Consider the following 19,591-nt stretch of genomic DNA (forward strand, 5'->3'; position numbering starts at 1 on the left):
TCACCGCAGCGCAGCAGGCACCCGCGGCCGCGCCCCGACCAACCCCGCACCGACGACGAACAACGCCACCGTCGCCACCGGGAACTCGCCGCGCGGGGCAAAGCCGTTCGCCGACAACAGACTCAGCGCGAGCGCACACGCGGCGGTGCCGGCGTAGAGCAGGGCCTCCGCGACCGCGCCGGACACCGGCACGCCGAAGGTCGGTGCGGATGCCGCGAAAAGCCGTCGCTGCCAGAACAACACGCAGACCAGGGCCGCCGTCACGACCGCCAACACGAGCTCCCACTCGAGGCGGCCCAGCCACCAGGCGCCCGAACCCAGCGGAGGCTGGGGCAGCAGACCCGCCGGGTAAGCGACCACGGTCACGACGATCACCGGCATCATGTGCCACAGGTACAGCGCCATCACGTTGTTGTTCGCCACCGCGAGCAGCCGCGGCCATGCGCCCCGTGCCAGCGCCCGATTGAGAAGCGGGACGATCGCGAACAGCACTCCGATCTGGACGGTCGCCAGAGCCAGCAGCGCCACCGACGGCGGCGCCGAGTTCTCCACCCGGTCGCCCGGCACGCCGATCATCGCGATCGGGTACGGGCCCCACCTCACGAGCAGGGGCAGCGCGGCCGCGGCGGCGACAGCCATCGATATCAGGATCCGCCGGCCGACAAGCCCACCGTGCCAGGCGATCCCGAGCTGGTAGATCGCCGCCCAGCAGAAGAAGTAGTTCGCCATCCGGATTTCCTGGTGTCCGGTCGCGATGCCGACGATGTCGACGACGACCAGGCAGGCGGCCAGCGCGGCGGGCACGGCCAGTCCCCAGCGCCGGTGGGCGGCCACGGCGAGGGGAGTCAGTGCGACCACCATCAGGTACACCGCCAGGAACCACAGGTGCATGGCGACCGCCCACCCGCCGAGCTCGAGCACCTCCCCGCTGATGCCGGCGATCTTCAACACGCCCATGACGACGAGCACGAACCCGCCGTAGACGGCGGTGGGTCCCAGGGTGCGCGCGACGCGCCGGCGGACCCAGTCCTGGCGCGACGTCGTCGCGTCCCGTCGCCCCCACGACACCGCGCTCGCGTACCCGGCGACGGCGAAGAACACCGGGACCACCTGGAAGCCCCACGTGAGCCATTGCGTCCAGGGCAGCAGGACCAGAGGGTTGTCCCGGCCGAACTCGCCGTCGCGATAGGTCATCACCGACAGGAGCCAGTGCCCGATCACGACCAGCATGACCGCCGCCGACCGGTACAGGTCGAGCGCGATCTCGCGTGGGGGAGAAGAAGCCGCGGTTGCATCCATCGCGTCCCATTCTGGGGCTCACGACGCCGCTGATGCGGTAGGTGAGAAGAGTGTCCGAGGGGGGACTTGAACCCCCACGCCCGTTAATAGGGCACTAGCACCTCAAGCTAGCGCGTCTGCCATTCCGCCACTCGGACCTGCTCTGCGGCAGCTAAGGCTAACGGATGAGCCGCCCCGGGCCCAAACCAGCCGAGCCGCGCAGTGTTAGAAAGGGACCTGTGAGTGCGAGCGGGAGTGGTCTGGGCAGTGGCGCGACACCGGCCGGCGAGGTGGTCGAGCTCGTCAGCTCGCTGATCCGCTTCGACACCTCCAACACCGGCGACCCCGCGACGACCAAGGGCGAGGCCGATTGCGCCCGCTGGGTCGTCGATCAGCTGACCGAGGTCGGCTACACCTGCGAGTACATCGAGGCCGGTGCGCCCGGCCGGGCCAACGTGTTCGCCCGCCTCGAGGGCGCCGACCGGTCCCGGGGCGCGTTGATGTTGCACGGGCACCTGGACGTGGTGCCCGCCGAGGCGTCCGACTGGAGCGTGCACCCGTTCTCCGGTGCCGTCGAGGACGGCTACGTCTGGGGCCGTGGCGCGGTCGACATGAAGGACATGGTCGGCATGATCATCGCGGTCGCCCGGCACTTCAAACGCTCGGGCACCGTGCCGCCACGAGACCTGGTGTTCGCGTTCGTCTCCGACGAGGAGGCCGGCGGCAACTATGGGTGCAAATGGCTCGTCGAGCATCGCCCGGACCTGTTCGAGGGTGTCACCGAGGCAGTCGGCGAGGTGGGCGGGTTCTCGCTGACGGTGCCCCGTCCGGACGGCGGTGAACGCAGGCTCTACCTCATCGAGACGGCCGAGAAGGCGATGCTGTGGATGCGGCTGACGGCCAGGGCCCGGGCCGGGCACGGCTCGATGGTGCACGACGACAACGCCGTCACCGCCGTGGCCGAGGCCGTCGCCAAGCTGGGCAGGCACCGCTTCCCGATCGTGCTGACCGAATCGGTGGAGCAGTTCCTCACCGCCGTGGGCGAGGAGACCGGGTACGCCTTCGATCCCGCCTCCCCGGACATCGAGGGCACCGTCGCCAAGCTCGGCGGTATCGCCCGGATCGTCGGGGCGACCCTGCGTGACACCGCGAACCCGACGATGCTCAAGGCCGGCTACAAGGCCAACGTGATTCCGGCGACGGCCGAGGCCGTCATCGACTGCCGGGTGCTGCCGGGGCGCCTGGCCGACTTCGAGCGCGAGGTCGACGAGATCATCGGCCCCGATGTGAAACGGGAATGGCTGACCAACCTGCCGTCCTACGAGACGCCGTTCGAGGGCGAGCTGCTGGAGGCGATGAACGCCGCCATCCTGGCCACCGATCCCGACGCCCGCACCGTGCCGTACATGCTCTCCGGCGGCACGGATGCAAAACACTTCGCGCGCTTGGGTATTCGGTGCTTCGGTTTCGCCCCGCTGCGCCTGCCGCCCGATCTGGACTTCGCCGCCCTGTTCCATGGCGTCGACGAACGGGTACCTGTCGATGCGTTGAGGTTCGGCGCGCAGGTCCTCGAGCACTTCCTGCTGAACTCGTAATCGACACGACAAGAAGGAGTCGCCTCCATGGCTTTTGACTACGACCCGTACTCGTTTCTGCCTGAGCTGCCCACGTTCGAGCTGACCTCGCAGACGTTCAGCGACGGTCAGGCGTGGGGCGACGACCAGGTGAGCGGGATCATGGGGGCCGGCGGGTCCGATGTGTCACCGCAGCTGAGCTGGTCCGGGTTCCCGGAGCAGACACGCAGCTTCGCGGTCACCGTCTTCGACCCCGACGCCCCGACCGTGTCGGGTTTCTGGCACTGGGCCGTGTTCAACCTGCCCGCGACGGTCACCGACCTGCCCGAAGGGGTCGGCGACGGCAGCAGCCTGCCCGGCGATGCCGTCACGTTGGCCAACGACGCCGGGCTGAAGCGATTCATCGGCGCCGCCCCGCCCGCCGGACACGGCCCGCACCGCTACATCGTCGCCGTGCATGCCGTCGACGTCGAAAAGCTGGAGATCCCCGCCGAAGCCACCCCGGCCTACCTGGGCTTCAACCTCTTCAGCCACGCGATCGCCCGGGCGCTGATCACCGGGACCTACGAGCAGAACTAGCGCGCCGCCGACCCGACCGCCTCGGAGAGGCTGGCGAAGCCGTTCGCGTGCAGGCGGCGGGCGATGCCGTCGTTGATGGTCCTGGCCCACAGCCCGCCGCCGTACACGAATCCGGTGTAGCCCTGCAGAAGCGACGCGCCCGCGGTGATGCGGTCCCACGCGTCGTCGACGGTTTCGATGCCGCCGACGCTGATCAGCACCAAGCGGTCGCCGACGCGTGCGTACAACCTCTGCAGCACCTCGGCCGCGCGGCGGGCCACCGGCGGCCCCGAGATGCCACCGGCGCCCAGAGCGTCCACCCCCGGCGTCGCCAGACCGTCCCGGGAGATCGTGGTGTTGGTCGCCACGATGCCCGCGAGGCCCAGTTCGACTGCGAGGTCGGCGATCTCGTCGATGTCGCCGTCGGCGAGGTCGGGCGCGATCTTGACCAGCACCGGGGTGGACGTCTCGGCCAGCACGGCGGACAGGATGGGCCGCAGCGACTCGACCGACTGCAGATCGCGCAGCCCGGGGGTGTTGGGGGAGCTGACGTTGACCACGAGGTAGGCGGCCAGCGCGCCGAGCAGCCGGGCGCTCTGCGCATAATCCGCGGGAGCGTTCTCGGCTGTGGTCACCTTGGTCTTGCCGATGTTCACCCCGATCGGCACCTCCGAGACGCTGCCCGCCAATTGCTGTGCCAGCGCCGCGGAACCGTGGTTGTTGAAGCCCATGCGGTTCAGCAGCGCCCGGTCGGCGGGCAGCCGGAACATCCGGGGCGCCGGATTCCCCGGCTGGGCCTGTGCGGTCACGGTGCCGACCTCGGCGTAGCCGAATCCGAGGGCGCCCCAGGTGTGCACGCCCAGACCGTCCTTGTCGAAACCGGCGGCGAGCCCCATCGGCCCGGGGAACCGCACCCCGAATACCGTGCTCGCCAGCACGGGATCCTGCGGCGCCAGGCTGCGGGTGAGGCGCCGGCGCAGCGGTTCGGGAGTGGTGGCCGCCCGCAGACCGGCGAACACCCAGGTGTGGATGCGTTCGGGCGGGACGAGGAAGAGTGCCTTGCGCAGCGCCGCGTACATCACAGGCCCGGCTGGTCCGGACCCGGCGGACCGTCGGCGCGCTTCTTGCGGCGCAGCAGCACCCGGCGCGATCCGTCGGTGTAGAGCCGCACGCGGTTGAGCTCCCAGCCGCGGTACTCCGCCTCGATCGACAACCGGATCGACGCCGTGACGCGCGTGACGTCGGGTGGCAGCCGCAACGGGATCCATTCGTAGTCCGACGAATCCTCCGCGACCGCCTTGCTCCACGCAGCCGGCATCCGGCTCCGCGATCCGCCGCTCACCGGCGCCCTCTGCTCTTCGCGCAAGCGCTCATCGCGCGGCCTCCGGGATCACCTGGACACCAGCACCCGAACCCGACACCACGAACAGGGTGCCGGAGTCGTCGTCGTATGCCAGGGAGTTCGGTTGCTGCACGGTTCGATATCGCACCTTCTCGACGGGAATGCCGGTCGCCAGATCGTAACCAACGACGGTGTTGGTCGCCGTCTGTGCAACCCATGCCAACCCGGTTTCGTTCCCGGAACCGGCGAGGCCGTACGGGGCGTCCGGCACCGGGTAGCGCTGCCGCAGGATCAGCGGGTTCACCCCGTAGACCAGCAGTTCGTCGCCGCGGGTGTCGGCGACCAGCACCCGCCCGGCTCCGTCGGCGGCCATCGTGGTCGCACCCTCGCCTGCTCGAAGCGCGTGCTCGGAACCGGTGCCGTCGTCGTTCAGGCTCGTCACCGAGGTCTGCCCGCGGTCGAGGACCACGGCCGTATCACCCTGTGTGACAAGGGCATCGACACGGGCGAAGATCTTCAGCTGTGCGCCGACCGCGGTATCCGAGGACAGCGTGTAGACCGCCCCGTCGGCGCTGCCGAGCACCAGTCTGCCGTCGGCCCGGCGTCCGATCGCGGTGAAATCGACCCCGCCCTGCCCGTCGACGTCCACCCGGGTGACAGCGCCGCCGGCGATGTCCATCCGGAGGTAGCCGCCCCGCGCCGCCAGGTAGACACGCCCCTCGTCGTCCCCGGCCAGCGCCGAGGCGACCGTGTCCAGCGGCACCGGGGTCTGGGTACCGTCCTCGGCGATGACCGTGACGGTGGAGCGGTCGGCGTCGCCGGTCGACAACACCACGAGCGACGAGGTGGCCGCGTCGAACACCGCGGCCTCCGCAGGCCCCGCCAATGGACGGACGGTCCCCGGCAGCGGCTGTGTCACCGGGGGAGAGTCGGCCGCCCGGGCCGGGGTGATCGTCGGCGGCGGCGCCTCGGCCGGATTCGACGAACATCCCACGATCAGCACCAGCGTCAGCGCAGCGAACCCCCGGCGGGGCAGGTGACCTGGCACGTTTAGGTGTGGCGGCAAGGGGTAGCTCTCGACTCGAACGGGTGGAACTTCGACCGGGGAGCCAGTCTATGCAACGCGGCAGCATCCAATCGCGACGTCCGCGACGCCTGCCCGCCCCGGCGGCGGTATGGTACATACCATGACGCTCGCGGCGGATCGTGACGTGACCGGGCAGGGTTTCCTCATCGAGGACATCACCACCGGGCTGCACGCCAGCGGATTCGGTCAGCTCGGAGACGGGCGCAGCTTCTCCTTCCGCTCTGCCCACGCGGACCGCCAGGTGTCACTGATCGTCGAGGTGTACCGCCCCCGGCTGCGCGGACCTGTCCCGCAGGACGAGGACATCGTCGCCCTGGCCAGCCGCAAGCTCACCGACATCGACATGAGCGACGAGCGTTCCGTGATCGCCGCGGTCCGCGACGCCATCGCCGACGCGCACCCGGTGGCCCGCAACAACCGTTAGCCGCCCCCGACGCCGCCTCACGGTACGGTCGTCGTCGTGACGGGGGTTCTTGAGATGTCGTGGCTGCAGGTCGTGGTCCTGTCGGTCCTGCAGGGGCTCACCGAATTCCTGCCCGTGTCCTCCTCCGGACACCTGGCCATCGCCTCGCGGGTCTTCTTCGACGACGATGCAGGCGCCTCGTTCACCGCGGTCAGCCAGCTCGGCACCGAGGCCGCGGTACTGGTCTTCTTCGCCCGCGACATCGTGCGGATCGTGAAGGCGTGGTTCAGGGGCCTGTTCAGGTCCGGACAACGCGACGCCGATTACTGGCTCGGCTGGTGGGTGCTCATCGGCACCATCCCGATCAGCGTCATCGGCCTGCTCTTCAAAGACGAGATCCGTACCGGCGCACGCAATCTCTGGCTCGTCGCCACCGCGATGATCGTGTTCTCGTTCGTCATCGCCGCGGCCGAGTACGCAGGAAGGCAGACCCGCCGCGTCGAACAGTTGACGTGGAAGGACAGCGTGATCGTCGGCTTCGCCCAGTGCCTGGCCCTGGTGCCCGGGGTGTCGCGGTCCGGAGCGACGATCAGCGCCGGGCTCTTCCTGGGGATGGAGCGCGAACTCGCCGCACGGTTCGGCTTCCTGCTGGCCATCCCCGCGGTGTTCGCCTCGGGGCTGTTCTCGCTGCCGGACGCGTTCGACCCGGTCGGCGAAGGCATGAGTGCGACCGGTCCGCAACTGCTCGTGTCGACGGTGATCGCGTTCGTCGTCGGCTATGCCGCCGTCGCGTGGTTCCTGCGGTTCCTGGTCCGGCACAGCATGTATTGGTTCGTCGGGTACCGGATCATCCTGGGCACGACGGTCCTGATCCTCCTCTCCACGGGAACGGTGGCCGCGATATGACGGTTCTGCTGGTGCGCCACGGTCGCTCGACCTCGAACACCGCTCACACGCTGGCCGGTCGGTCCGAGGGTGTCGACCTCGACGACCGTGGCCGCGAGCAGGCTGCCGCCCTGGTGGACCGGCTCGACGGGCTGCCGATCCGCGCGATCGTGCGCTCGCCGCTGCTGCGGTGTGAGCGCACCGTGGAGCCGTTGGCGGCCGCACTGGACCTGCAACCGGTGGTCGACGACGGCATCACCGAGGTCGACTACGGTTCCTGGACCGGCTGCAAGATCGCCGACCTGGTGAAGGAACCGCTCTGGGCGGTCGTCCAGCAGCAGCCCAGCGCGGCCGTGTTCCCCGGCGGGGAGGGGCTGGCCGCCGTCCAGGCCCGTGCCGTCGCCGCGGTCCGCGAACACGACCGCCGGCTCGCCGAGGAGCACGGCGCCGACGTGCTGTGGGTCGCCTGCACGCACGGCGACGTCATCAAGTCGGTGCTGGCCGACGCGCTGGGCACCCACCTCGACAGCTTCCAGCGCATCAACGCCGACCCCGCCTCGGTCAGCGTGATCCGGTACACCCCGATGCGCCCATTCGTGATTCACGTCAACCACACCGGCGCGGCGCTCAACGGCGCATTGTCGGCCCCACCGGCGCCGCCGGCCGACGAGAAGACCCAGGACGGGAGCGTTCCGGCCGGTGACGCGGTGGTGGGTGGGTCCACCGAATGAAGCGATCCTGACGTCTCCCGGTATTTTGGACACTGCCATGGCCCGCGAAATCCACGTCTTCCGCACACCCGACCGCTTCGTGGCCGGGACCGTCGGCCAACCGGGAAACAGGACCTTCTATCTGCAGGCGGTCCACGACAAGCGCGTGGTCTCGGTGATCTTGGAGAAGCAGCAGGTGGCGGTGCTCGCCGAGCGGATCGCGGCGCTGCTGCTGGAGATCAACCGCCGCTTCGGCACCCCCATCCCACCCGAAACGGGCGAGATCGACGACCTGAGCCCGCTGATCACCCCGGTCGACGCCGAGTTCCGGGTCGGCACCATGGGCCTCGGCTGGGACTCGGAGGCCCAGACCGTCGTCGTCGAACTGCTGGCCGTGTCGGAGACCGAGTTCGACGCCTCGGTCGTGCTAGACGACGCCGAGGACGGCCCCGACGCGGTGCGGGTGTTCCTGACCCCCGAGTCGGCCCGCCAGTTCGCCGCCCGATCGAACCGGGTCATCTCGGCGGGGCGCCCGCCGTGTCCGCTCTGCGAGGAGCCGCTGGACCCCGAAGGCCACATCTGCGTCCGAACCAACGGTTATCGGCGCGGCGAGCTGGCCGGGTCCGACGATGACGAGCTCTGAGGTTCTGCAGCGCGGCGACCTGACCGTGCTCGGGCGGATCCGCTCCGCGAGCAACGCGACGTTCCTGTGTGAGGCCACTTTGGGGGAGCACAGCGAGCACTGCGTGTACAAACCGATCCGCGGCGAGGCGCCGCTGTGGGACTTCCCCGACGGCACGCTGGCCGGACGGGAGCTGGCGTCGTATCTCGTCTCGGCCGCGCTGGAGTGGAATGTCGTGCCGTACACCATCATTCGTGACGGGCCCGCAGGACCGGGAATGTTGCAGCGGTGGGTGGACCAGCCCGGTGACGAGGATCCCGACGACGACGCCGACCGCGGCCCCGATCTGATCGACCTCCTTCCGTCCGGGCACATCCCCGCCGGCTTCCTGCCGATCCTGCAGGCCTACGACTACGCCGGCGACGAGGTCACCCTGGTCCACGCCGACGACGAGCGGTTGCGCCGTATCGCGGTGTTCGACGTGGTGATCAACAACGCCGACCGCAAGGGCGGCCACGTGCTGCAGGGTGTCGACGGCGGCGTCTACGGCGTCGACCACGGGGTCACGCTGCACGTCGAGGACAAGCTGCGCACCGTGCTGTGGGGGTGGGCGGGCAAGCCGGTCGACGACGAGACCCTCGCCGACGTGGAGAAGCTCCGCGAGGCGCTTGGCTCCGATCTGGGCGCCGAGCTGTGCAACCACATCACCCCCCGCGAGGTCGCCGCCCTTCGGTCCAGAGTCGTTGAGCTGCTGCGCAATCCGGTGATGCCGACACCCGAGCGCAGTCGGCCGATACCGTGGCCGGCATTCTGACGTGATCTACTGACCGGGTGACCCTGACCGACGCCGCACTGGCCGCCGCGGTGGCCGAGGAGGCCGGTGACATGCTGCTCGCGCTGCGCGAGCAGATCGGGTACGGCGACTATTTCGACCCGTACTCCCTCGGCGACGCCGGGGACATGCGGGCCAACACCTTGATCATGGACCGGCTGCGCGCCGCGCGTCCGCACGACGCGATCCTGTCCGAAGAGGCCGTCGACGACCTGACGCGGGTGGACGCCGACCGCGTGTGGATCGTCGACCCCGTCGACGGCACCCACGAATACTCGATGCCGGGGCGCGCCGACTGGGCCGTCCACATCGCGCTGTGGCAGCGCGGCGGAGCCGACGGTCTGGGCACCCTGACCGACGCCGCCGTCGCCCTGCCGGCCCGCGGCGAGGTGTACCGCAGCGACACCGTCACCCCCCCGCCCCCGCGCGCCGACGGCCCCATCAGGATCACGGCCAGCTCGAATCGGCCCCCGCCGGTGCTGTGGCGGATCCGTGAGCAACTCGACATCGAGCTGGTCCGCATCGGGTCGGCGGGCGCCAAGGCGATGGCCGTGGTCCGCGGCGACGTCGACGCCTACCTGCACGCCGGTGGGCAGTGGGAATGGGATTCGGCCGCACCGGCCGGGGTGCTGTGGGCCGCGGGTATGCACGCGACCCGCATCGACGGATCCCCGCTGATCTACAACCGGCGCGACCCCTACCTGCCGGACCTGCTGATGTGCCGTCCCGAGCTCGCCGACGTCCTGCTGAAGGCCATCTGGTCGGCGTACGGACACCGCTGACGTCGACGCGTCGGGAATGAAACAGCCGTCGGAGTTGTCCCACACGTCGATGTCTAGAGTCGAAGCTATGCAATCGTGGTCGGCGCCGAGCGTTCCGGTGCTGCCTGGGCGTGGACCGCAGCTGCGGCTCTACGACAGCGCGGATCGGCAGGTGCGTCCGGTGAGCCCGGGGGCGACCGCCTCGATGTACGTCTGCGGCATCACCCCCTACGACGCGACACACCTGGGCCATGCCGCGACGTACCTGGCCTTCGATCTCGTGAACCGGTTGTGGCGCGACGCCGGACACGACGTGCACTACGTGCAGAACATCACCGACGTCGACGACCCGCTGTTCGAGCGCGCGCAGCGCGACGGCATCGGCTGGCGTGAGCTCGGCGACCGGGAGACCGACCTGTTCCGTGAGGACATGGCCGCGCTGCGGGTGCTGCCCCCCCGTGACTACATCGCCGCGACGGAGGCGATCGCCGAGGTCATCGAGGTCGTGGAGAAGCTGCTGGCCTCCGGCGCCGCCTACGTCGTCGACGACGCGCAGTATCCCGACGTGTACTTCCGCGCCGACGCGACGGTGCAGTTCGGCTACGAGTCGGGGTACGACCGGCAGACCATGGCGACGCTGTTCGCAGAACGCGGCGGTGATCCCGACCGGCCCGGCAAGGGGGACCCGCTCGATGCGCTGCTGTGGCGTGCCGAACGTCCCGGCGAGCCGAGCTGGCCCTCGCCCTTCGGTCCCGGCCGCCCCGGGTGGCACGTCGAGTGTGCGGCGATCGCGATGAGCCGGATCGGCACCGTGGTCGACATCCAGGGCGGCGGGAGCGACCTGATCTTCCCGCATCACGAGTTCTCCGCCGCCCATGCCGAATGTGTCTCGGGCGAACGGCGTTTCGCCCGCCATTACGTCCACGCCGGCATGATCGGCTGGGACGGTCACAAGATGTCGAAGAGCCGCGGGAACCTGGTGCTGGTGTCGCAGCTGCGCCGCGACGGCGTGGACCCGGCGGTGATCAGGCTGGGGTTGTTCGCGGGGCACTACCGCGAGGACAGGTTCTGGAGCCCCGCGGTGCTCGACGAGGCGCAGCAGCGATTGCACCGGTGGCGCACCGCGACGGCACTCGGCGGCGCCCCCGACGCCGCCGACGTGATCGCCCGGGTCCGGCGCTACCTCGCCGATGACCTGGATACGCCGAAAGCCATTGCCGCACTGGATGGTTGGGCCACAGATGCGCTGTCCTACGGAGGTCACGACACCGAGGCCGGCCGCACGGTGGCGGCGGCGGTCGACGCGCTGATGGGCGTTGAGCTGTAAACAGTCGCCCGTAGAGTAGGTTTCGCCTGTGAGCTCAGCGGGATCGATCGCCGGCAAGACAGTGTTCATCACCGGCGGGGCCCGCGGCGTCGGCGCCGAAGTGGCTCGACGCCTGCACGCCAAGGGCGCCCGACTGGTTCTGACCGACCTCGACGAGGCGCCGCTGACCGAGATGCGCGACGTGCTCGGTGCCGACCGGGTGCACACCGTGGTCGCCGACGTCCGCGACCTCGGGGCCATGGAGACCGCTGCTGACGCCGCCGCCGACCGGTTCGGCGGTATCGACGTCGTGATGGCCAACGCCGGGATCGCCACGTATGGATCTGTGCTGCAGGTCGATCCGCAGGCTTTCCGGACGCTGATGGACGTCAACGTGCTCGGGGTGTTCCACACCGTGCGCGCGACGCTGCCGTCGGTGCTCGACCGTCGTGGCTACGTCCTGATCGTGTCGTCCCTGGCGGCCTATGCCGCAGCGCCCGGCCTGGCGCCCTACAACGCGTCCAAGGCCGCGGTCGAACAGTTCGCCAACGCGTTGCGGCTGGAGGTCAGACACCGCGGCGTCGATGTCGGGTCGGCGCACATGTCGTGGATCGACACCCCGCTGGTGCGGGACACCAAGAGCGATCTGCCGACGTTCACCGAGATGCTGAGCAAGCTGCCGTTCCCCCTCAACAGGACCACCTCGGTCGAAGCGTGCGGGGCGGCGTTCGTCACCGGCATCGAGCGCCGACGACGGCAGGTCAACTGTCCCGGGTGGGTGGGTGCGCTGCGCTGGATCAAGCCCGTGCTGTCCACTCCCGCCGGTGAGCAGCAGGTCGTCAAGTTCGTCCCCGACCTCCTACCCCGGATGGACGCCCAGGTCGCCGCGCTCGGCCGCTCGATGAGCAGCAGGACCCAGGACCTGGAGGAGCGGTGATGTCGACACGTCCCGGGCTACGCCGACTTGCCGCGGCCGCTGCCGCCGTCCTGATGCTGGGTGCCTGTTCGGGCACCGCATCGCAGGACGCCGACACGTCCACCTCGTCGACGCCCGCCCCCGCTGCGCAGGTCACGCCCGAGCAGGCCCGCGCGATCGCGAAGGAGGCCTACATCTACGGCTTCCCGATGGTGGACAACTACCGGGTGCAGTACAGCTACTTCGTCGACAAGCAGGACCCCGAGTACAAGGGCGGCTGGAACCAGATCCACAACAGCGCGCAGGTCTACACGCCGCAGGACACGACCATCCAGACGCCGAACTCGGACACGCCGTATTCGACGGTCGGCGCCGATCTGCGCACCGAGCCGCTGGTGCTCACCGTCCCGCCCATCCAGCAGGACCGCTACTACTCGCTGCAGTTCGTCGACGGCTACACCTACAACATCGCCTATGTGGGCAGTCGCACCACCGGCAACGGCGGCGGCAGGTATCTGCTGGCCGGCCCGAACTGGCGGGGCGAGAAACCGGAGGGCATCGACGAGGTCATCCGGTCGGACAGCCAGCTGGCCTTCGTGCTGTACCGGACCCAGCTTCTCGGGCCCTCCGACATCGGCGAGGTCGAGAAGATCCAGGCGGGCTACCAGGTGGCGCCGCTGTCGGTGTTTCTGAACCAGCCGTCCCCGGAGCCGGCGCCGGCCATCGACTTCGTCCCGCCGCTGACCCGCGAGCAGCAGCGCACGTCGCCCCAGTTCTTCGAGACCCTCGACTTCCTGCTCGACTACGCCCCGCAACAGCCCGGCGAGGAGAGCCTGAGGTCACGATTCGCCACTCTCGGCATCGGTACCGACAAGGGGTTCGACGCCGACTCGCTCAGCCCGCAGATGCGTGCCGCGGTCGAGGGCGGAATGGCCGATGCGTGGGCCGAATTCGACACGTTCAAGAAAACCGAGATCGACACCGGCAAGGTCACCTCGGCACAGCTGTTCGGCACCCGCGAGGACCTGAAGGGCAACTACCTGTACCGGATGGCCGGCGCCGAGCTCGGCATCTACGGCAACACCGCCGCCGAGGCCCTGTACCCGGGCATGCTCACCGACTCCGCCGGGGAACCGCTGACCGGGGCGAACAAGTACACGGTCCGCTTCGCCCCCGACCAGCTGCCGCCGGTCAACGCGTTCTGGTCGCTGACCATGTACGAACTGCCGGCCAGCCGGCTCGTCGAGAACCCGATGGGGCGCTACCTCATCAACTCGCCGATGCTGCCGAGCCTGGTCCGCGACCCCGACGGCGGTTACACGTTCTACGTCCAGAACGAGTCGCCGGGCATCGAGAGGGAGTCCAACTGGTTGCCGGCGCCGACAGGACCGTTCCAGATGGTGCTGCGGCTGTACTGGCCGAAACCCGACGCGCTGAACGGCACCTGGAAGGCCCCGGCACCGGTCAGGGTCTGACCCCCGCGCCAGCAGCTCACCCCGCGAGCGTGCGTGTTTGCGGCCGACACGCCGCCAAGAAAACCTACTTCGCGCACGCTCACGGCGCATGAGACGCCCGGCACAGCCGCACCCACGGCGCCGCTCAGCCGCAGACACGCACGCTCGCGCAGGGTGCGCAGGGGTGCCGAGGGACACGCACGCTCGCGGCAGGGGGCTTGCTACCGCCCTCGGCGCCTCAGGTAGCGCTCGAACTCTGCGGCCAGCGCGTCGCCGTCGATCTTGCCCAGCGCGTCGTTCAGGTCGACCTCGGCGTCGCCGCGTTCCTCCAGGGACTGGACGTATTCGGCGATCTCGTCGTCTTCGGAGGTCATCTCGGTGACGGCCTGCTCCCACTCCTCGGCCTGGGCGGGCAGGTCGGACAGGGGCACCTCGATGTCGAGGACGTCCTCGACACGCCGCAGTAGCGCCACGGTGGCTTTCGGGTTCGGCGGTTGCGACACGTAGTGCGGAACCGCGGCCCAGAACGTGACCGCGGGGATACCGGCCTGCACGCAGGCGTCCTGGAAGACCCCCGCGATGCCCGTCGGTCCTTCGTAGCGGGTCTCTTCGAGCCCGAACGTCTTCGCCGAATCGGGGGAGTAGGCCGCCCCCGAGACCGGAACGGGGCGGGTGTGCGGCGTATCGGCGAGCAGCGCACCCAGGATCACCACGGTGTGCACGCTGAGCTTGTCGGCGATGGCCAGCAGCTCGGCGCAGAACGTCCGCCACCGCATGTTGGGCTCGACCCCGTGCATCAGGACGATGTCGCGGTCGCTGCCCGGCGGACGGCAGTGCGAGATGCGCATCGACGGCCACACCAGCTCCCGCGTCACGCCGTCCACCTGGCGGATCACCGGGCGATTGACCTGGTAGTCGAAGTAGGACTCGTCGTCGATCTCGACGATCGTCTCCGCCTCCCAGATGGCGTCGAGGTGCTCGAGCGCGTCACTGGCCGCATCCCCGGCGTCGTTCCAGCCCTCGAACGCCGCAACGACGATCGCGTCGTGCAGATCAGGCAGGTCGGGCCGCTTCGGACCGCCGAAATCCGAGGGTGTCACCAGGCCAGCGTAAGCCCTGGGCGGGGCAGATGACGGGCATCGACCCGCGCCCTGGGGCAAACGTTCTGGTCGGCGGCGGTATGGTGGGGCCCCAGCGGCAGGCCGACGTCGTCCTCCTCACGAAATACGTTTGGCTGCACGCAGGTTGACAGTGGGACGACGACAGCGCCGGCAATATCCATGCCGGGGTCGGTCGCAGTGACGACATGGCGTCCAGACGTCGATCGGGCGACGACGTAGACTTTTCACCGTCGAGAGGCGTTGCAACGGCTTCCGGGGGTTCTGGTCTTCCGGTTTCCGCCACGCTCGGCAGAGTCAAGGACGCCTTCCGCAATGGAAGGAGTGCACGTGACCGCCGTGGATTCGAGCATCCCCGAGTCGAAGGACTTCGCCCCGAACGTCCGCCCCGACTGCACCGAAGCACTGACGGGTGCCCTGCGCGAGCGGATCATGGTCATCGACGGCGCCATGGGCACGGCCATCCAGCGGGACCGGCCCGACGAGGCCGGCTATCGCGGCGAGCGGTTCAAGGACTGGCCGAGCGACCTCGTCGGCAACAACGACCTGCTCAACCTCACCCAGCCGCACATCATCGAGGGCATCCACCGCGAGTACCTCGAAGCAGGCGCGGACATCCTCGAAACCAACACGTTCAACGCGAACGCGATCTCGCTGTCGGACTACGACATGGCCGACCTGGCCTACGAGTTGAACTACGTCGGCGCCGCGCTGGCCCGCAAGGCCGCCAACGAATTCAGCACCCCGGAGAAGCCCCGGTACGTCGCCGGCGCCCTCGGTCCCACGACCCGCACGGCGTCGATCTCGCCGGACGTCAACGACCCCGGCGCCCGCAACGTGTCCTACGACCAGCTGGTCGCCGCCTATCTCGAAGCGGCCAACGGCCTCGTCGACGGCGGTGCCGACCTCATCATCATCGAGACGATCTTCGACTCGCTGAACGCCAAGGCCGCGGTGTTCGCCGTCGAGACGCTGTTCGAGGAGCGCGGACGCCGCTGGCCGGTGATCATCTCGGGCACCATCACCGACGCGTCCGGGCGGACGCTGTCCGGGCAGGTCACCGAGGCGTTCTGGAATGCGATCCGGCATGCGAGGCCCCTCGCGGTGGGCTTGAACTGCGCCCTGGGCGCGCCGGAGATGAGGCCCTACATCGCCGAGGTCGCGCGCATCGCCGACACCTTCGTCTCCTGCTACCCGAATGCGGGCCTGCCGAATGCGTTCGGCGAGTACGACGAGTCCCCGGAGGCACAGGCGGGATACATCGCCGACTTCGCCGAGGCCGGATTGGTCAACCTGGTCGGTGGGTGCTGCGGAACGGCGCCGCCGCACATCGCCGAGATCGCCAAGGTCGTCGAGGGCAAGACGCCGCGCGCAGTGCCGGAGATCCCCAAAGATCAGGTAGCCACCCGGCTCTCAGGGCTGGAGCCGCTGAACATCACCAACGACTCCCTGTTCGTCAACATCGGTGAGCGCACCAACATCACCGGCTCCGCCCGGTTCCGCAACCTGATCAAGGCCGAGGATTACGACACCGCGCTGTCGGTGGCCCTGCAGCAGGTCGAGGTCGGTGCACAGGTCATCGACATCAACATGGACGAAGGCATGATCGACGGCGTTGCCGCGATGGACCGCTTCACCAAGCTGATCGCGGCCGAACCGGACATCAGCCGGGTCCCGGTGATGATCGACTCCTCGAAGTGGGAGGTCATCGAGGCGGGCCTGAAGAACGTGCAGGGCAAGCCGATCGTCAACTCCATCTCCATGAAGGAGGGCGAGGAGAAGTTCATCCGCGAGGCCCGGCTGTGCCGCAAGTACGGCGCCGCCGTCGTCGTGATGGCCTTCGACGAGCAGGGGCAGGCCGACAACCTGGAGCGCCGCAAGGAGATCTGCGGCCGGGCCTACCGGATCCTGACCGAGGAGGTCGGTTTCCCGGCCGAGGACATCATCTTCGACCCGAACTGCTTCGCGCTGGCCACGGGCATCGAGGAGCACGCGACCTACGGCATCGACTTCATCGAGGCGTGCGCCTGGATCAAGGAGAATCTGCCCGGGGTGCACATCTCCGGCGGTATCTCGAACGTGTCCTTCTCGTTCCGCGGCAACAACCCCGTCCGCGAGGCGATCCACTCGGTGTTCCTGTTCCACGCCATCAAGGCCGGTCTGGACATGGGCATCGTCAACGCCGGCGCACTGGTGCCATACGACTCGATCGACCCCGAGCTGCGGGACCGCATCGAGGACGTCGTGCTCAACCGTCGCGAGGACGCCGCCGAACGGCTGCTGGAGATCGCGGAGCGCTACAACAAGAAGGACGAATCCGAAGAGCGTGGCGCCGCCGAGTGGCGATCGCTGCCGGTCCGCGAGCGGATCACCCACGCGCTGGTCAAGGGCATCGACGCCCACGTCGACGACGACACCGAGGAACTGCGGGCCGAGATCGCCGAGGCCGGGGGGCGCCCGATCGAGGTGATCGAGGGGCCCCTCATGGACGGCATGAACGTCGTCGGCGACCTGTTCGGCTCGGGCAAGATGTTCCTCCCGCAGGTGGTGAAGTCGGCCCGCGTGATGAAGAAAGCCGTCGCGTACCTGCTGCCCTATATCGAGAAGGAGAAGGAGCAGAACGGTACGGCTGCGGCCAAGGACACCAACGGCACGATCATCATGGCCACGGTCAAGGGCGACGTCCACGACATCGGCAAGAACATCGTCGGAGTCGTGCTGCAGTGCAACAACTTCGAGGTCATCGACCTCGGCGTGATGGTGCCTGCCCAGAAGATCCTGGACGCGGCCAAGGAGCACGACGCCGACATCATCGGGCTATCCGGGCTGATCACCCCGTCCCTGGACGAGATGGTGAACTTCGCCGTCGAGATGGAACGTCAGGGTCTGGAGATCCCGCTCCTGATCGGCGGCGCGACCACCTCGCGGGCGCATACGGCCGTCAAGGTGGCGCCGCGACGGAGCGGGCCGGTGGTCTGGGTCAAGGACGCGTCCCGGTCGGTGCCGGTGGCCGCCGCGCTGCTCGACGACAAGCAGCGGCCCGCCCTGCTGGAGGCCACCGACAAGGACTACGCCTCGCTGCGTGAACGGCACGCCCAGAAGAACGAGCGGCCGATGCTCACCTTGGAGAAGGCCCGCGCCAACCGCACTCCGATCGAGTGGGAGGGGTATACGCCGCCGGCTCCCGCCCAGGGGCTCGGCGTGCGCGAGTTCAACGATTACGACCTCGCCGAGTTGCGTGAGTACATCGACTGGCAGCCGTTCTTCAACGCGTGGGAGATGAAGGGCCGATTCCCCGACATCCTGAACAATCCGGCGTCGGGCGAGGCGGCTCGCAAGCTCTACGACGATGCCCAGGAGATGCTCGACACCCTGATCAAGGAGAAGTGGCTGACCGCGAACGGGGTCATCGGCTTCTTCCCGGCGAACGCGGTCGGCGACGACATCGAGGTCTACACCGACGACTCCCGGACCGAAGTGCTGACCACGCTGCACAACCTGCGTCAGCAGGGCGAGCACCGGTCCGGCATCCCCAACCGGAGCCTCGGCGACTTCGTGGCCCCGAAGGACACCGGGGTCGACGACTTCATCGGCGCGTTCGCGGTCACCGCGGGCCTCGGCAGCACCGAGAAGATCGTCGAGTTCAAGGCCGCCCACGACGACTACAACGCCATCCTGCTGGAGTCGATCGCCGACAGGCTCGCCGAGGCGTTCGCCGAGCGGATGCACGAACGGGTCCGCAAGGAGTTCTGGGGTTACCAGCCCGACGAGCACCTCGACAACGAGGCGCTCATCGGCGAGAAGTACGTCGGGATCCGTCCCGCACCCGGCTACCCGGCGTGCCCCGAGCACACCGAGAAGGCGACGCTCTGGGAGTTGATGGACGTCAAGGAGCGCACAGGCATCGAGCTGACCGAGTCGATGGCCATGTGGCCCGGGGCCGCCGTCAGCGGCTGGTACTTCTCGCACCCGCAGTCGCAGTACTTCGTGGTCGGCCGACTGGCCCAGGACCAGGTCGCCGACTATGCCAAGCGCAAGGGCTGGACGCTGCAGAAAGCCGAGCGCTGGCTCGCGCCCAACCTCGGCTACAACCCCGAGGACTGACGTCGGGCGGACTTGTCCGGACCCCGCTGTCATGATGGGGTCATGTGTTCGGCGGCAACGTCTTTGGCTGCTCATCCGGGTGGGCGGTTGGAGGCGTTGTTCGGCGAGTTGGCGGAGCTGACGGGTCAGCGTAATGCGATCGATGGCCGGATCGTGGAGATCGCGGCGCAGATCGAGCGTGATGAGTTGTGTGGGATGACCGGTGCGCGGTCGGTGGCGGCGTTGATGGCGTGGAAGACCGGGTCCTCGCTGCGTAACGCCGAGACAATCGTGGCCGTCGCGGCGCGGGTTGACGAGTTCCCGCGGTGTGTGGCCGGGCTGCGGGAGGGCCGGTTGTCGTTGGATCAGGTCGGGGTGATCGCCCAGCGCGCCGGCGACGGCTCGGACGCCCATTATGCGGAGTTGGCGGTCAGCGCGACGGTGGCGCAGTTGCGGACCGCGGTCAAACTCGAACCCCGCCCCGACCCGGCTCCGAAACCTGCGCGCGACCGGGGGTTGTCGAAAACCGGTGACGAGGAATCCACGACGTGGCGGATCACCCTGCCCCATGCCGAGGCGGCGGTGTTCGACGCCGCGTTGCAGTCGCATCTGGATGCGTTGGTCGCTGACTGGAAACGCCACCACACCACCCCCGGTCAGGC

Annotated in this window: 18 protein-coding genes and 1 tRNA gene; 13 read left to right on the forward strand and 6 right to left on the reverse strand. The window is 69.0% G+C overall.

Annotated elements, in window-relative coordinates; translation table 11 throughout:
- Entirely contained in the window at positions 1 to 1,299 is a 1,299-nt protein-coding gene (locus FHR72_RS20280) for an acyltransferase family protein (protein WP_183471443.1), read from the reverse strand.
- Between the two features lie 51 nt (positions 1,300 to 1,350).
- Positions 1,351 to 1,436, reverse strand: a tRNA-Leu gene (locus tag FHR72_RS20285).
- Between the two features lie 81 nt (positions 1,437 to 1,517).
- Between FHR72_RS20285 and FHR72_RS20290 the strand changes: the two genes are divergently transcribed.
- Both FHR72_RS20290 and FHR72_RS20295 read left to right on the forward strand, forming a co-directional pair.
- On the forward strand, positions 1,518 to 2,873 hold the full coding sequence (locus FHR72_RS20290) for a M20/M25/M40 family metallo-hydrolase (protein ID WP_311736205.1): 1,356 nt from the start codon (positions 1,518 to 1,520) through the stop codon (positions 2,871 to 2,873).
- A 27-nt stretch (positions 2,874 to 2,900) separates the two neighbouring features.
- Positions 2,901 to 3,431, forward strand: a complete 531-nt coding sequence (locus tag FHR72_RS20295) for a YbhB/YbcL family Raf kinase inhibitor-like protein (protein WP_183471445.1) — start codon at positions 2,901 to 2,903, stop codon at positions 3,429 to 3,431.
- Here FHR72_RS20295 and FHR72_RS20300 read toward each other — a convergent pair.
- Genes FHR72_RS20300 through FHR72_RS20310 form a run of 3 tightly spaced genes read right to left on the reverse strand, consistent with a single transcriptional unit; the run spans position 3,428 to position 5,800 of the window.
- Complete coding sequence (locus FHR72_RS20300) at positions 3,428 to 4,489, reverse strand: quinone-dependent dihydroorotate dehydrogenase (RefSeq protein WP_183471508.1); 1,062 nt, start codon at positions 4,487 to 4,489, stop codon at positions 3,428 to 3,430. The two genes, FHR72_RS20295 and FHR72_RS20300, sit on opposite strands and share 4 nt — an antisense overlap.
- Positions 4,489 to 4,728, reverse strand: coding sequence for a DUF5703 family protein (locus tag FHR72_RS20305; RefSeq protein WP_183471447.1), 240 nt, complete (start codon positions 4,726 to 4,728; stop codon positions 4,489 to 4,491). Before FHR72_RS20305 ends, FHR72_RS20300 begins: the two co-directional genes overlap by 1 nt.
- Positions 4,729 to 4,780: 52 nt before the next feature.
- Positions 4,781 to 5,800 carry an NHL repeat-containing protein gene (locus FHR72_RS20310; RefSeq protein ID WP_183471450.1) on the reverse strand — a complete coding sequence of 340 codons (1,020 nt, stop codon included), beginning with the start codon at positions 5,798 to 5,800 and terminating at the stop codon, positions 4,781 to 4,783.
- 139 nt (positions 5,801 to 5,939) lie between these two features.
- Between FHR72_RS20310 and FHR72_RS20315 the strand changes: the two genes are divergently transcribed.
- From FHR72_RS20315 to FHR72_RS20355, 9 genes are all read left to right on the forward strand, one after another.
- The gene (locus FHR72_RS20315; RefSeq protein WP_183471452.1) at positions 5,940 to 6,263 is read left to right on the forward strand and encodes a hypothetical protein; all 324 of its coding nucleotides are present in this window, start codon (positions 5,940 to 5,942) and stop codon (positions 6,261 to 6,263) included.
- A gap of 54 nt (positions 6,264 to 6,317) precedes the next feature.
- Positions 6,318 to 7,148, forward strand: a complete 831-nt coding sequence (locus FHR72_RS20320) for an undecaprenyl-diphosphate phosphatase (RefSeq protein WP_183471510.1) — start codon at positions 6,318 to 6,320, stop codon at positions 7,146 to 7,148.
- Positions 7,145 to 7,858: a histidine phosphatase family protein gene (locus tag FHR72_RS20325; RefSeq protein ID WP_183471454.1), complete on the forward strand. Its 714-nt coding sequence runs from the start codon at positions 7,145 to 7,147 to the stop codon at positions 7,856 to 7,858. Before FHR72_RS20320 ends, FHR72_RS20325 begins: the two co-directional genes overlap by 4 nt.
- A 37-nt stretch (positions 7,859 to 7,895) precedes the next feature.
- Positions 7,896 to 8,480: an Rv2134c family protein gene (locus FHR72_RS20330; protein WP_183471456.1), complete on the forward strand. Its 585-nt coding sequence runs from the start codon at positions 7,896 to 7,898 to the stop codon at positions 8,478 to 8,480.
- Positions 8,467 to 9,273, forward strand: a complete 807-nt coding sequence (locus FHR72_RS20335; RefSeq protein ID WP_183471458.1) for an Rv2133c family protein — start codon at positions 8,467 to 8,469, stop codon at positions 9,271 to 9,273. The genes FHR72_RS20330 and FHR72_RS20335 overlap by 14 nt, the downstream gene beginning before the upstream one ends.
- Positions 9,274 to 9,290: 17 nt before the next feature.
- Positions 9,291 to 10,073 (forward strand): 3'(2'),5'-bisphosphate nucleotidase CysQ, encoded by a 783-nt coding sequence (locus FHR72_RS20340; RefSeq protein WP_311736206.1) that lies wholly within the window; start codon positions 9,291 to 9,293, stop codon positions 10,071 to 10,073.
- Between the two features lie 67 nt (positions 10,074 to 10,140).
- The gene (gene mshC / locus FHR72_RS20345; protein ID WP_183471460.1) at positions 10,141 to 11,379 is read left to right on the forward strand and encodes a cysteine--1-D-myo-inosityl 2-amino-2-deoxy-alpha-D-glucopyranoside ligase; all 1,239 of its coding nucleotides are present in this window, start codon (positions 10,141 to 10,143) and stop codon (positions 11,377 to 11,379) included.
- 28 nt (positions 11,380 to 11,407) lie between these two features.
- Entirely contained in the window at positions 11,408 to 12,295 is an 888-nt protein-coding gene (locus FHR72_RS20350) for an SDR family oxidoreductase (RefSeq protein ID WP_183471462.1), read from the forward strand.
- Positions 12,295 to 13,749, forward strand: coding sequence for a DUF1254 domain-containing protein (locus FHR72_RS20355; protein WP_183471464.1), 1,455 nt, complete (start codon positions 12,295 to 12,297; stop codon positions 13,747 to 13,749). The genes FHR72_RS20350 and FHR72_RS20355 overlap by 1 nt, the downstream gene beginning before the upstream one ends.
- A gap of 200 nt (positions 13,750 to 13,949) precedes the next feature.
- On the opposite strand, the gene FHR72_RS20360 is transcribed toward FHR72_RS20355, so the two are convergent.
- On the reverse strand, positions 13,950 to 14,828 hold the full coding sequence (locus FHR72_RS20360; protein WP_183471466.1) for a PAC2 family protein: 879 nt from the start codon (positions 14,826 to 14,828) through the stop codon (positions 13,950 to 13,952).
- Between the two features lie 333 nt (positions 14,829 to 15,161).
- Between FHR72_RS20360 and metH the strand changes: the two genes are divergently transcribed.
- Both metH and FHR72_RS20370 read left to right on the forward strand, forming a co-directional pair.
- On the forward strand, positions 15,162 to 18,950 hold the full coding sequence (gene metH, locus FHR72_RS20365) for a methionine synthase (RefSeq protein ID WP_183471468.1): 3,789 nt from the start codon (positions 15,162 to 15,164) through the stop codon (positions 18,948 to 18,950).
- Positions 18,951 to 18,992: 42 nt separating this feature from the next.
- On the forward strand, positions 18,993 to 19,591 hold a 599-nt coding region (locus FHR72_RS20370), incomplete at its 3' end, for a DUF222 domain-containing protein (RefSeq protein ID WP_183471470.1).

The sequence above is a fragment of the Mycolicibacterium iranicum genome, assembly GCF_014190915.1.
Lineage (GTDB): Bacteria > Actinomycetota > Actinomycetes > Mycobacteriales > Mycobacteriaceae > Mycobacterium > Mycobacterium iranicum_B.